Origin of the sequence: Lentzea albidocapillata subsp. violacea (assembly GCF_900100275.1) — a bacterium.
Lineage (GTDB): Bacteria > Actinomycetota > Actinomycetes > Mycobacteriales > Pseudonocardiaceae > Lentzea > Lentzea violacea.
This window is the reverse complement of sequence record NZ_FNET01000009.1, coordinates 66,608-79,806: the sequence shown is the minus strand read 5'-3', so window position 1 is coordinate 79,806 and position 13,199 is coordinate 66,608. Positions and strand designations below refer to the sequence as shown.

The window sequence follows — 13,199 nt, the reverse complement described above, 5'->3', positions numbered from 1 at the left end:
CTTCGAGTACCCACGCGCAGCACGCCGCGGGAGGCTTGTCGTCTAGGGCCTGCGTACCGGGACGCCGGACGCCGAGGCCAGGGTTGTACGACTGGAGTTGCACGCTTGGTAACTCGCAAGCCCGCGCTGAAGACGGGGCACCCTTTCGAGGGTGCCCCGTCTGCTTGTGCGTGAAAAACTCCCACCGAACGGCAGAATGTGCGCCCGTTGACCCACCACGCAGTCGTGAGTAACTTGCGAAATACGCCAGTTACCTGTGGGAACATCACCGGGAGGCACGGACAAGTGCGGAAGTTCGCCGCGTTGACGCTGGTCACAGCCATGGTCGCCCTCACGCCGGTGGCGAGAGCGGACGCCTCGGTGACCACACTGCGCGGGATGTCGCTGGAACAGAAGGTCGGCCAGCTCTTCGTCACGTACGTCAACGGCCAGGCCGCCGACGTCCCGCACCCCAAGAACCAGACCGACTTCGGAGTGGCGACGGCCGCGGACATGGTGCGCAAGTACCAGCCCGGCGGCGTCATCTACTTCAACAACTCGAGCCGCGACAACATCGACACCCCCAAGCAGATCGCGCAGCTCTCCAACGGCCTGCAGAAGGCCTCCAAGATCCCGCTGCTCATCTCGACCGACCAGGAGACGGGTCTCGTCACGCGGATCGGCCCGCCGGCCACCCAGTTGCCGGGCGCCATGGCCCTCGGCGCGGGCCGGAGCACCGAGGACGCCGAAGAAGCCGCGCGCATCACTGGCCGGGAGCTCCGCGCGATGGGCATCAACCAGAACTTCGCGCCGGACGCCGACGTCAACTCCAACCCGGCGAACCCCATCATCGGCGTGCGCAGCTTCTCGAGCGACCCGAAGCTCGCCGCCGACATGGTCGCCGCCCAGGTGCGGGGCTACGAGGGCCGCCGCTGGTTCGACATGACCTCGGTGACCTCGACCGCCAAGCACTTCCCGGGCCACGGCGACACGTCCGAGGACAGCCACACCGCCCTGCCGGTCTCGAACCGCAGCCTCGACCAGTGGCGCCAGATCGACGCGCCGCCGTTCTCCGCCGCCATCGCCGCCAAGATCGACTCGATCATGACCGCGCACATCCAGGTGCCGCAGATCGACCCGTCGGGCAACCCGGCCACGCTCAGCCCGAAGATCATCACCGGCCTGCTGCGCGACGAGCTCAAGTACGACGGCGTGGTCGTCACCGACTCGCTGGAGATGGCGGGCGTCCGCAAGCTGCACTCCGACGCCGAGATCCCGGTGCTGGCCATCAAGGCGGGCGTCGACCAGCTGCTGATGCCGCCGAACCTCGGCCTCGCGATCGACAGCGTCGTCAAGGCCGTCCGCAGCGGTGAGATCACCGAGCGGCGCATCGACCAGAGCGTCCTGCGCATCCTCAAGATGAAGCTCCTGCGCGGCGTCATGCTCACCGCCGAGGTCGACGTGAACAAGGTCGACCAGATCGTCGGTTCCGGCACGCAAGAGGCCCAGGCCATCGCCGACCGCACCATCACGGTCGTCCGCAACGACGCCCAGGCGCTCCCGCTGAACGCCACCGCTCCCCTGGTCGTCGGCACCAGCGACGCCACCACCACGGCCCTCGCCACCAGGCTCAAGGGCACCAGGTTCGTCACCGCGACGAGCCCCACCGCCGCGCAGATCCAGCAGGCGGTGGCCGCGGCGGCCAACGCGGACAAGATCGTGGTGCTGACCAACAACGCGAGCACCAGGCCCGCCCAGGTCGACCTGATCAACAAGCTCGTCGCCACCGGCAAGCCCGTCGTGGCGGCCGCCACCGGCAACCCGTACGACGTCGCCCACAGCGGCGCCAGGACGTGGCTCGCCACCTACTCGACCACCACGGTCTCGATGGAGGCGCTGGCCAGGGTCCTGCTCGGCGAGGTCAAGCCGCAGGGCAAGCTCCCGGTCGACGTGCCAGGCCCCACCCCCTACCCGTTCGGACACGGAGTGACCTGGTGAGAAGGCGGAGCTTCCTCGCGGCAGGCGCCCTGTCCATCCCTCTCGCCGGCACCGCCAGCGCCGGCGCGACCCCGAAGCTCGCCACCGCGGCCGAACAGCTCGCGCAGGACGGCTGGCGCAAGCTCAAGGGCCGCAAGGTCGGCGTGCTGACGAACCCGACGGGCGTCCTCAAGGACCAGACGCACATCGTCGACTCGATGGTCGCCCACGGCGCCAAACCGACCGCCGTCTTCGGACCGGAACACGGCTTCCGCGGCACGGCGCAGGCAGGTGGCTCCGAAGGCGACTACGCGGACCCACGCACCGGTATCCCGGTATACGACGCGTACAGCGCCAACGCCGCAAAGCTCCAAGCGATGTTCACGAAAGCGGGCATCGACACGGTCGTGTTCGACATCGCGGACGTAGGCGCGCGCTTCTACACCTACATCTGGTCGATGTACGTGGCGATGGAGGCCGCGCCGAACCTGGACTTCATCGTCCTGGACCGCCCGAACCCCATCGGCGGCACCGCGCACGGCCCGCAGCTCGACCCCGCCTACGCGACCTTCGTCGGACTGAAACCGATCGTGCAGCAACACGGCATGACGGTCGGCGAACTGGCGCGCTACTTCAAGGGCGAGTTCGACCTGGCCACGAAACTCGACGTGGTCAACGTCCGGGGCTGGCGCAGGAACCAGCTCGACACCGGCCTGCCGTGGGTCCCGCCGAGCCCGAACATGCCCACCCCGGACACCGCGCTGGTCTACCCCGGCACGTGCCTGTTCGAGGGCACGGTCCTGTCCGAGGGCCGCGGCACCACCCGCCCGTTCGAGACCGTCGGGGCGCCCGGCATCGACTGGCGCTGGGCCGAGGCCCTGAACGCCCTGGACCTCGGGGGCGTCCGGTTCCGCGAGACCTACTTCTCGCCCACGTTCAACAAGTTCCAGGGCAAGACCTGCGGCGGTGTCACCCTGCACGTCACCGACCCGCGGAAGTTCGACGCCATCAAGGCCGCCGTGGCCATGCTGATCACCGTGAAGTCGTTGTACCCCGGCGTGTTCGCGTGGCGCCCCGACAACTGGATCGACAAGCTCAGCGGCTCCGACCGGCTGCGCAGGATGATCGACGCCCAGGCTCCCCTGGCCGAGGTCGTCGGCGCGTGGCAGCAGGAGCTCCAGCAGTTCCGCCGCACCCGCCTGCCCTACCTGCGCTACCGGTGAGGACGCCATGCTCATCCCTGCCCTGGCCACCGCACTCGTGACAGCCATGGTCCCCGGCCACTTCGACCAGCCCCAGGACGGCTTCGCACACCAGTGGACGACGCTGCGGGCGTCGAACCCGTTCTGGGCCGGCCTCGACCCCGAGCCGATCAACACGGCCCTGCTCCAGCTCCGCGACTTCACGAAACCCCAGGCCAACGGCAAGCCGCTCTACGCAGGCGCGGTCACGATGTACGTGCACGACGGCAAGATCGTCACACACAACCGCACGGGCTACGCCGTTCTCTACCAGGATCAGCAGACCCAGTTGCCCGAAGCCGAACGCGTCCCGATGAAGAAGGACACGATCTTCGACTTCGCCTCCATCTCCAAGCTGTTCACGTCGATCGCGGTGATCCAGCAGGTCGAGCAGGGCCGGGTGGGCATCGACGAGAAGGTCGCCACCTACCTGCCCGAGTTCGGAGTGAACGGCAAGGAGAACATCACCGTCAAGCAGCTCCTCACACACACGAGCGGCCTCGAACCGTTCATTCCTTTGTGGAAGCTGTACCCCGACGTCCCGTCACGCATCAAAGCCGTGATGGACGTGAAGCCGAAGTCCACGCCCGGCACCACGTACGTCTACTCGGACCTGAACCTGATCACGCTCGGGGAGCTGGTCTTCAAGGTCAGCGGCAAGAAGCTCGACCAGGCGGTGCGCGACGGCATCACCAGGCCGCTCGGCATGAAGGACACCGGCTACAACCCGAAGGCCAAGGACCGCACGGCCGCAACGGAGTTCCAGTCGGCACCGCCACGCGGCATCGTCCGGGGTGAGGTGCACGACGAGAACGCGTGGTCCCTCGGAGGAGTAGCGGGCCACGCCGGTGTGTTCGGCACGGCCAAAGACCTCGCCATCCTCGGCCAGGCGATCCTCAACGGCGGCACCTACCAAGGTCGCCGAATCCTCAGTGAACACTCGGTCGAGCTGATGCTCACGAACTTCAACCAGCAGTTCCCCGACAACGCCCACGGGCTCGGTTTCGAACTCGACCAGCGTTGGTACATGGGCGCGCTGAGCGGCCCGGGAACCGCGGGCCACACCGGTTACACCGGCACGTCGTTCGTCATCGACAAGGCCTCGCGCTCGATCGCGATCCTGCTGACGAACCGCGTGCACCCGAGCCGTGACTGGGGCAGCGTCAACCCGGCCCGCCGCGTCGCCGCCGACGGCCTGGCGAACGCCCTCGCCGTCAAGTCACACGGAAAGCAATGGCGCGCAACGACTTCCGGCGGCACCCTCACCGCGGAGCGTCCGGTCGAGGTCTTCGTGGACGTCGACAAGGGCGACAAGCTGACCGTCCAGCACTGGAACGGCACGGACTGGCAGGACGCGCGCACCATCACGACGACCGGACGCCGTTGGGTGCCAACGGAATCCGTGAAGACCAGGTTCGTCTACACCAAGGCGGGCCAGTACGACGGCCGCGGCGTCTACGTGCACGCACGCGGCGACGTCACGGCCGAAGGCTGGTCAGTGGCACGCCGCTAGCACCTCGGTGAACAGCGGGAGCGCCCGTGCAAACGCGGGCGCTCCGAAGCTCACCACGATCCCCGTGCGGTCGTCGTCGCTCAGCTCGTGCCGGAACCACGAGAGAGGGCTGAGCTCGATCCCACGTTCACGCGCGGTCCGCACGATCTCCGCTTCGTGAGGCGTGTCAAGCACTGCGTGCATCCCGGCCGCGATGCCGGACACCGACGCGTACGGCGAGACGGCTTCCACCAGCCGGTCACGGCGCCGCTGGTACTTCGACCGCATCCGGCGCACATGGCTGTCGTACGACCCAGACTCCAGGAAGTCGGCCAACGTCAACTGGTCGAGCATGCTGATGTGCTGTTCGCGAGCGGTCTTCAACGCCAGCACGGGGTCCACGAACCGGTCCGGCAGCACCATCCACGCGATCCGCAGCGCCGGTGACAACGCTTTGCTGGACGTGCCCAGGTACACGACGTGCTCCGGGTCGAGCCCCTGCACGGCGCCGACGGGCTGCCGGTCGTAGCGGAACTCGCCGTCGTAGTCGTCTTCCAGCACAAGGCCGTCCACGCGCCGTGCCCACTCCACGGCCGATGCACGCCGCCGTGGGTGCAACGGGCCGCCCAACGGGAACTGGTGCGCGGGGGTCAACACACACGCCCGCAGGTTGTCCGGCAGTTGCTCGGTGTTCGCACCGTGGTCGTCCACCGCCAACGGCACGGTCGACGTCCACAGCGACCGGTGGAAGCCCAGCCCGTACTCCTCGACGACGACCGGCGGCGTCAGCAGCCGGTCGAACATCTGGACCGCACCCCCGAACCCCGAGCACACCACGATCCGCTCGGGATCGGCACGCACGCCCCGCGCCCGCGCGAGGTACTCGGCCAGTGCCGTCCGCAGCTCGATCCGGCCCTGCGGATCTCCCGGCCCGAACGCCTCCGAAGGCGCCGCCGTGAGCGCCCGCCGCGTCGAACGGATCCACTCCGCGCGCGGGAACTCGGTGACGTCCGGCGTGGAGACCCTGAGGTCGAACCGCACCTCGGCGTCCACAGCCCGGCGGGCGACTGGACGAGGAGGCTCGACTCGTTGCGCCACAACGGTTCCCGAACCCTGACGCGCGGTCAGCCAGCCTTCCGCCACCAGTTCCGCATAAGCCTCGGCGACGGTGTTGCGCGCGATCCCGAGGTCGAGCGCGAGCGACCGCGAGGCCGGCAGGCGGGTGCCGGGCGGCAGCCGCGCCGACCGCACCGCCTCCCGCAACGACGCCGTCAACCGGTGCCGCAGACCACCCGGGCCGGACAGGTCCAGGTGGAAGTCAAGATTGGCCCACGATTCCACGATCAGATTGCACCATGCACAGGGCCAATCAGCGCCATAGGTTTGAGCCATGACGAACCGCATCGACCTCGCCAAGAAGGCACCGAAGGTCTACCGCGCCATGATCGCCCTCGACGCCGCCGCCCGCGAGGGTCTCGACGAGCAGCTCGCCGAGCTTGTGCGCATCCGCGCCTCCCAGCTCAACCACTGCGCCTACTGCCTCAACATGCACACCGTGGACGCCCGCAAGGGCGGCGAGTCCGAGGCCCGCATCTACCTCCTCAACGCGTGGGAGGAGGCCGGCGACCTCTACACCGAGAAGGAGCAGGCGGCACTGCGGCTCACCGAGGCCATCACCGTCATGAGCAGCCACGAGTACGTCAGCGACGAGGTCTACGAGCAGGCCGCGAAGCACTTCGGCGAGGAGGAGCTCGCGCAGCTCATCGCGTTGATTTTCACCATCAACTCGTGGAACCGGATCGCCGTGTCGACCAGGAAGAAGCCCGCCGTCCAGTGAGCCGTTCCGGGCCGAGAGGGTGACTTTCGGACACACTCCGTTGACCCTTGGAGTGGCGGTTAGTAAGTTTCCCACGTGTCCACTGAAAGCAGTGCCGAGTCCAGTCCACTGGTGAAGATCCGGTCGTTGCTGCCGGGTCTCGCGCGCGCCGAGCAGCGCGTCGCGAAGGTGGTGCTGGAGAACCCCGGAACTGTCGCGCACCGCAGCATCACCGAGGTCGCCGAGCAGGCGGGCACGAGTGAGACGACGGTGACGCGGTTCTGCAAGGCCATCGGCGTCGGTGGATATCCGGAACTGCGCATCGCGCTCGCCGCCGACACGGCCCGCAACCAGGTCAGGGCCAACCACGACATGGGTGGCGACATCGGACCGGGCGACGACCTCAAGCAGGTCGTCGGCAAGGTCGCGTTCGCCGACGCCCGCGCCGTCGAGGAGACCGCCGAGCAGCTCGACATCGAGTCGCTCGACAAGGTCGTCCAAGCGGTCGCGGGCGCCCGTCGTGTCGACGTCTACGGCTTCGGCGCGTCCGCGTTCGTCGCGTTCGACCTGCAGCAGAAGCTGCACCGCATAGGGCTCACCTGCTTCGCGTGGAACGACACGCACATCGCGCTGACGTCGGCCGCCGTGCTGACGGCCGCGGACGTCGCCGTGGGCATCTCACACACCGGCTCGACCGCGGAGACCGTCGAGGCCCTGCGCGTCGCCCGCGAGACCGGCGCCACCACCGTCGCGCTGACGAACTTCCCGCGCTCGCCCATCACCGAGGTCTCCGACCACGTGCTGACCACGGCCGCGCGCGAGACCACGTTCCGCTCCGGCGCGATGGCGAGCCGCATCGCCCAGCTCACGGTGATCGACTGCCTGTTCATCGGCGTCGCCCAGCACCACGTGGACACGGCGAAGATGGCGCTGGAGGCGACCTACGAAGCGGTGTCCGGCCATCGGCTCGGTGCCAGACCAGACGGCCGGCGGCGGCCGCGGGAGACGACTAAATGATCTCCCCCCGGAACGGTGTGGTGGTGCGCGTGGAATCTCCGACCGAGCAACGGAACCCGCGCACCGCGGACATCGACCGGGTCTCCACGATCGACGTGCTGCGCATGATCAACGAGGAGGACCGCACGGTCCCCGCGGCGGTCGCGCAGGCACTGCCGGAACTGGCCGGCGCCGTCGACCTGGGCGTCGCGGCGATCATGTCCGGTGGCCGCGTGCACTACGTCGGCGCGGGCACGTCAGGGCGTCTGGCGACGCTGGACGCCGCTGAGCTCGTACCGACGTTCAACGCCCCGGCCGACTGGTTCGTCGCCCACCACGCCGGCGGTCCGGAAGCCCTCGTCCGTGCCGTCGAAGAGGTGGAGGACCACTCGGGCGCCGCCCTGATCCGCCGCCACGCCACCGCGAAGGACCTGGTCGTGGGCGTGACGGCGTCCGGGCGCACGCCGTTCGTGATCGGCGCGCTGCAGGAGGCGCAAGCGCTTGGTGCCCACACCGTGCTGGTGTCGAACAACGCGTCGGTGCCCTTCACGCCCGATGTCCTCGTCGCGCTGAACACCGGCCCGGAGGCCATCGCCGGCTCCACACGGATGAAGGCGGGATCGGCCCAGAAGCTGGTCCTGACATCGTTTTCCACGGCGGTGATGATCAAGCTCGGCCGCACCTACTCGAACCTGATGGTCAGCATGCGCGCCACCAACGCGAAGCTGCGCGGCCGGACGATCCGGATCCTGCACGAGGCCACCGGCCAGCCCGAGAACGCGTGCGAGCAGGCGCTGGCGGACGCGGACGGCGATCTCAAGGTGGCGCTGGTCCACCTGCTCTCCGGCGCACCGACCGAACGTGCGGCCGCTGCCCTGCAGGACACCAAGGGCCACGTCCGCCACGCCCTGGACCGGCTAGCTGGTTAGATCCGGGCCGAACACCTCGTAGTGGATGTCGGTGACACCCGCTTCGAGGAGCTGGGCCCGCATCGCGCGCAGGAACGGCACCGGCCCGCACAGGTAGGCGATGGTGTCCCGCGGGAGCTCGACCCCGCCGAGATCGACCAGCCCGGTCCGCTCGGCGGGCCAGTCGCCGAGCGGCCGCTCGTAGAAGACGTGCGCCCGCGCGTTCTCCAGCTTGGCGACGAGCTGGGCGAGTTCCGCGCGGAACGGGTGCGTGAGCTGGTCGCGGTCACCGTGGACGGCGACGACCTGCCGGGGTGAGTCCGTGGCGGCCAGCTCGGCGAGCATGGAGATCATCGGCGTGCAGCCGATGCCCGCCGACGCGAGCAGCACCGGACCGTCGCCGGGCTGCAGCGTCAGGTCCCCTGCCGGGTGGCTGACCAGCACGGTGCTGCCGACGGGCGCGGAGTCGTGCAGGTGGTTCGACACCTCGCCGTCGCGTTTCACCGAGAACTGCAGTGCGTCGTCGGACCGTCCGGACAGGCTGTACTGGCGGATCTGCCGGGCGCCGTCGGCCAGCGGGACCTGCACCGAGACGTACTGCCCCGGCTCACCCGCGCGCACTTCCCCGTCGACCGGCCTGACCACGAACGTCACCACGTCCTCGGTCTCCTGGAACCGGGCGATCACCCGGTGCTCCTGCTGCCCCTGCGGCAGGAACCGCTCCAGGCCGATCAGCGTGTCGGCCATCAGCCAGTAGACCTCGCTCCAGGCCGCCGTCACCTCGGCCGGGACGTCCAGGACGTCGGCGACGGCCCCGAGCAGGTGCTTGTGCACGACCGCGTACTGGCCGGGCGTGACGCCGACTGAGACGTGCTTGTGTGCGATCCGCCTCAGCATCGCGTCGGGCGTCCGACCGGCGAGCAGGCCGGAGGCGAACGCGGCGATCGACCCGGCCAGCGCCTGGGACTGCGTGCCGTTGGCCTGGTTGCCGCGGTTGAACACGTCCCGCAGCAGGATCGGGTGCTCGGCGAACATGCGCTCGTAGAACAGCGCGCTGATCTCACCGATGGCGGCGCCGACCGCGGGCAGGGTGGCTTCGAGAAGTTCGGCCGACTTCGGGGACAACATCGAGGATCTCCTCACCTCAGCCGCAGGCTGAGCAGGACAGGACCGGTGGGATCAGCGACGAGGTCCTCGACGCTCAGCGGATCGAGCGAGGCGTAGAAGGCTTCCTGGGCCTGGCGCAGCGCTTGGCGCAGGCGGCAGGCCGTGCTCAGCGGGCACGGCGCGTCGCCCTCGCAGTCGACGACGTCGCCCTCGCCCTCCAGCCGGCGCACGAGCCACCCCACCGAGACGGACCGTCTGGTCTCGGCGAGCGCCAGGCCGCCACCCCTGCCGCGGCGGGCCACGACCACGCCGAGGTGCTGGAGCTGGGCCACGACCTTGGCCGCGTGGGTGTACTGCACGCCCATGACCTCGGCGACTTCCCGTGTGGTCGGGTTCGCCGAGGCGTCGGCAACGGCCAGCCGCATCACGATCCGCAGCGCGATGTCGGTGCTCTTGGTCAGCCTCACAAGATCGAGAATAGCTTAATTGGAATCTGAGATGCGTGTTATCCAGGCAACACCGGACGCCACGGGATGGGCGTCGACAGCACCATTGCGCTGGACGTCTCCCCGTGTGCGGCCAGCCGGACCAGCAGCCGTTCCAACTCGACGATCGACGTGGTGACGACCTTCACCACCGAGCAGATGTCTCCGGTCAGCCGGACGACCTCGACCACTTCGGGGAGATCGTCGAGCAGTTCGGGGTGCACGGTGATGCACCGCGGGCCGTAGCACTTCATGCGCACCAACGCGACGACCGGACGTCCGACGACGGTGGGGTCGACCACGGCGCGATAGCCGGTGATCGCGCCCATGTTCTCGAGCCGGCGGACCCGCTGCGCGACCGTCGGCGGTGAGACGTGGACCCGGCGGGCCAGTTCGTTGTACGACAGCCGCGCATCCTCTTGGAGTGCCTCCAACAGGGCCTTGTCCACCTCGTCCAACATGAACGCAAAGCTACTCGGCGATCCGTTTTGCGATTGGAAGAAGTTCGCGCCGAACGCCTTTCGTCGCCCATTCAGGTGACGGGCCGTTCCGGCGACGATTGAGCCATGAGCTGCCCCGTATCCCCCAAGCTGGATTTCGGCGGCACCACGCCGTACGAGGACTACGTGCACGCGTCGGTGCTGCACACCCTTCAACAGCAGTGGTCCAAAGATCCCCGTGAGATGTCGTTCCTGGTCATCACGCAGGTGATGGAGCTGTACTTCGGCCTGCTCTGCTTCGAGTGGCGGCAGGCCCAGACCGAACTGCGTGCCGATGACCTGAAAGCCGCCGTGCGCACGCTCCGGCGTTCCGACCTGCACCTCCAGGCGCTCTCGGCGGCGTGGCGGCCGATCGCGCGGATGACGCCGACCGAGTTCAACTCGTTCCGCGACGCGCTCGGCGAGGGGTCGGGCTTCCAGTCGGGCATGTACCGCGAGATGGAGTTCCTGCTCGGCGAGAAGTCCGCGTCGATGCTCGTGCCGCACCGCGCGGTGCCGGCGATGCACGACCAGCTGGAGAAGTCGCTGGCCCTGCCCTCGCTCTACGACGACGTGCTCGCGGCCCTCAAGCGCAGGGGTTTCGACATCCCGCAGAGCGTGCTGGACCGCGACCTGACCAAGGCCTACGAGCCGTCGGCCGAGGTCGAGCAGGTGTGGGCGACGATCTACCGAGGCGACGACCGCGACCTGCTGGAACTGGGCGAGGCGCTGACCGACATCGCCGAGGAGTTCGCGCGCTGGCGCTACGACCACCTGCTGGCGACCCGCCGTTCGATGGGCTCGAAGGTCGGCACCGGCGGCTCCGCTGGTGTTGCATGGCTGGAGAAGCGCACCCAACGAGCGGTGTTCCCCGAGCTGTGGACCGCGAGGAGCTACGTGTGAGGCGCGAGCTGTTCGACATCCCCGAAGGCGTCATCTACCTCGACGGCAACTCGCTCGGCGCGCCGCCGAAGCACGTCGCCGAGCGGATGCAGGAGGTCGTGAAGCACCAGTGGGGCACGCGGCTGATCAGGTCGTGGAGCGAGGGCTGGTGGGAGGCGCCCCAACGGATCGGCGACCGGATCGGCCGGCTGATCGGAGCCGCTCCCGGTCAGGTCGTCGTCGGCGACTCGACGTCGGTCAACGTCTTCAAGGCGTTGATGGGCGCGGTGAGGGGCACGAGCCGCACCGAGATCGTCGTGGACGAGTCGACGTTTCCGACCGACGGCTACATCGCGGAGTCGGTGGCTTCGCTGACGGGACTGAAGATCCGTGCCGCGCATCCGTCCTCTTTGGACCTGAGCGAGGACACCGCCGTGGTGCTGCTCAACCAGGTCGACTACCGGACCGGCGCGCTGCACGACATGAAGGCGCTCACCGAGCAGGCGCACGACGTCGGCGCGCAGGTGGTCTGGGACCTCTGCCACAGCGCCGGCGTGCTGCCCATCGAACTGGACGCCCTCGAGGTCGACTTCGCGGTCGGCTGCACCTACAAGTTCCTCAACGGCGGACCGGGCTCGCCGGCGTTCGTCTACGTGCCGCACGCCAGGCAGGCGACGTTCGAGAACCCGCTGTCGGGCTGGAACGGCCACCGCGAGCCGTTCGGCATGAAGCCGTCCTACGAGCCGGACCCCGGCATCGTCCGCGCACGGGTCGGCACGCCGGACATCCTGTCGATGCTGGCGCTCGACGCGTCCCTGGACGTCTGGGACGACGTCGACCTGGCCGAACTGCGGCAGCGCGGCCTGGCACTGACCGCGCTGTTCCGCGAGCACGTCGAGAAGCTCACGAACCTCGAGGTGATCACGCCGGAGCAGCGGGGCAACCAGATCTCGGTGCGCTGCCCGGACGCCAGGGCCGTGATGGACGAACTGATCGCGCGCGGCGTCATCGGCGACCACCGGCCGCCGGACATCCTCAGGTTCGGCTTCGCCCCGCTCTACGTGACCGACGAGGACGCGATCAGGGCGGCCGAAGTGCTGGCGGACATCACCCGGTGAGTGCGGCGTCCGCGATGCTCTTCGCCTCGCGGGCGCCCGCCTCCAGCGACGAGCAGACGAACAGGATCCACTGCGCGAGACCCTCCAGGGACCCCGACGCGAACGCCACGGACGCGGCCTCGTACTCCGCCGAACGGCGCAGGCACGCCACTTCCGGCACGCCGAGGCCCTTGGGGTCGAGACCGGTGGAGATCGACGTCATCCGCGCGGCCGCACGGGCGACCACGCCGTTCGCGACGTCGAACGGCGCCAGCCCGAGCAGTTCACCGTGCACCACCGCGACGACGATCGGCGCCGGCACGGACGTGCCGCCGGTGACCAGCGAGCCGAGCATGTCGAGCCGTTGCGACACGTCCTCGGAGACACGCGGGCGTCCGACGTCGGTCGTGAGGTCGGCGGCGGCGAGAACGTGCAACCGCGCGAGGGCCTGCAACGGCGCGCGCTGCCACGTGGCGACGAGCCCGCCCAGTGCCTCCGCGATCCGCAAAGACCCTGCCAGCACGGGTTCCGAGACCTCGCCGGACTCCGGGATGTCGGTCGGACCGCCCTCCAGAGCCGCCGACGCACGGGCCGCGCGGACGGACGCTTCGGCCGCCGTCGTGGCCCAGCCGCGCAGGTTCACCCGATGGCGGTGCACCTGGAAGACGGCGTCCTTGGCGGCGCTCGCGGCGTCTGCCACGCCAGGCAAGGAAAGCAGCGGTGCGAGAGGATCGGTCACG

Annotated in this window: 13 protein-coding genes; 8 read left to right on the top strand and 5 right to left on the bottom strand. The window is 69.1% G+C overall.

What is annotated here, in order from left to right:
• The first annotated feature begins 321 nt into the window (after positions 1 to 321).
• From BLR21_RS21005 to BLR21_RS20995, 3 genes are read left to right on the top strand one after another with little or no spacing between them, the layout of a single operon-like run.
• Entirely contained in the window at positions 322 to 1,977 is a 1,656-nt protein-coding gene (locus BLR21_RS21005; protein WP_090007778.1) for a glycoside hydrolase family 3 protein, read from the top strand.
• Positions 1,974 to 3,179, top strand: a complete 1,206-nt coding sequence (locus tag BLR21_RS21000) for an exo-beta-N-acetylmuramidase NamZ family protein (protein ID WP_090007526.1) — start codon at positions 1,974 to 1,976, stop codon at positions 3,177 to 3,179. Before BLR21_RS21005 ends, BLR21_RS21000 begins: the two co-directional genes overlap by 4 nt.
• A gap of 7 nt (positions 3,180 to 3,186) precedes the next feature.
• Complete coding sequence (locus tag BLR21_RS20995) at positions 3,187 to 4,710, top strand: serine hydrolase domain-containing protein (RefSeq protein WP_090007525.1); 1,524 nt, start codon at positions 3,187 to 3,189, stop codon at positions 4,708 to 4,710.
• Here BLR21_RS20995 and pdxR read toward each other — a convergent pair.
• Positions 4,693 to 6,030, bottom strand: coding sequence for a MocR-like pyridoxine biosynthesis transcription factor PdxR (pdxR, locus tag BLR21_RS20990; RefSeq protein WP_256334833.1), 1,338 nt, complete (start codon positions 6,028 to 6,030; stop codon positions 4,693 to 4,695). The genes BLR21_RS20995 and pdxR overlap by 18 nt on opposite strands.
• 49 nt (positions 6,031 to 6,079) lie before the next feature.
• Between pdxR and BLR21_RS20985 the strand changes: the two genes are divergently transcribed.
• From BLR21_RS20985 to BLR21_RS20975, 3 genes are all read left to right on the top strand, one after another.
• Positions 6,080 to 6,526 carry a carboxymuconolactone decarboxylase family protein gene (locus BLR21_RS20985; protein WP_090007523.1) on the top strand — a complete coding sequence of 149 codons (447 nt, stop codon included), beginning with the start codon at positions 6,080 to 6,082 and terminating at the stop codon, positions 6,524 to 6,526.
• A 75-nt stretch (positions 6,527 to 6,601) separates the two neighbouring features.
• Positions 6,602 to 7,522 (top strand): MurR/RpiR family transcriptional regulator, encoded by a 921-nt coding sequence (locus tag BLR21_RS20980; RefSeq protein WP_256334832.1) that lies wholly within the window; start codon positions 6,602 to 6,604, stop codon positions 7,520 to 7,522.
• Entirely contained in the window at positions 7,519 to 8,430 is a 912-nt protein-coding gene (locus BLR21_RS20975) for an N-acetylmuramic acid 6-phosphate etherase (RefSeq protein WP_090007521.1), read from the top strand. The genes BLR21_RS20980 and BLR21_RS20975 overlap by 4 nt, the downstream gene beginning before the upstream one ends.
• On the opposite strand, the gene BLR21_RS20970 is transcribed toward BLR21_RS20975, so the two are convergent.
• From BLR21_RS20970 to BLR21_RS20960, 3 genes are read right to left on the bottom strand one after another with little or no spacing between them, the layout of a single operon-like run.
• Positions 8,419 to 9,537 (bottom strand): globin domain-containing protein, encoded by a 1,119-nt coding sequence (locus tag BLR21_RS20970; RefSeq protein ID WP_090007520.1) that lies wholly within the window; start codon positions 9,535 to 9,537, stop codon positions 8,419 to 8,421. The two genes, BLR21_RS20975 and BLR21_RS20970, sit on opposite strands and share 12 nt — an antisense overlap.
• Before the next feature lie 11 nt (positions 9,538 to 9,548).
• Entirely contained in the window at positions 9,549 to 9,983 is a 435-nt protein-coding gene (locus BLR21_RS20965; protein ID WP_090007519.1) for an RrF2 family transcriptional regulator, read from the bottom strand.
• A 38-nt stretch (positions 9,984 to 10,021) separates the two neighbouring features.
• The gene (locus BLR21_RS20960) at positions 10,022 to 10,462 is read right to left on the bottom strand and encodes an Lrp/AsnC family transcriptional regulator (RefSeq protein WP_211257779.1); all 441 of its coding nucleotides are present in this window, start codon (positions 10,460 to 10,462) and stop codon (positions 10,022 to 10,024) included.
• 105 nt (positions 10,463 to 10,567) lie between these two features.
• Here BLR21_RS20960 and BLR21_RS20955 point away from each other — a divergent pair, with 105 nt between their 5' ends.
• A complete protein-coding gene (locus BLR21_RS20955) occupies positions 10,568 to 11,383 on the top strand; it encodes a tryptophan 2,3-dioxygenase (RefSeq protein ID WP_090007518.1) in 816 nt (271 codons plus the stop codon).
• Positions 11,380 to 12,480: a kynureninase gene (kynU, locus tag BLR21_RS20950; protein WP_256334831.1), complete on the top strand. Its 1,101-nt coding sequence runs from the start codon at positions 11,380 to 11,382 to the stop codon at positions 12,478 to 12,480. Before BLR21_RS20955 ends, kynU begins: the two co-directional genes overlap by 4 nt.
• On the opposite strand, the gene BLR21_RS20945 is transcribed toward kynU, so the two are convergent.
• Positions 12,470 to 13,198 carry an oxidoreductase gene (locus tag BLR21_RS20945; RefSeq protein ID WP_090007516.1) on the bottom strand — a complete coding sequence of 243 codons (729 nt, stop codon included), beginning with the start codon at positions 13,196 to 13,198 and terminating at the stop codon, positions 12,470 to 12,472. The genes kynU and BLR21_RS20945 overlap by 11 nt on opposite strands.
• Between the last annotated feature and the right edge of the window lies 1 nt (position 13,199).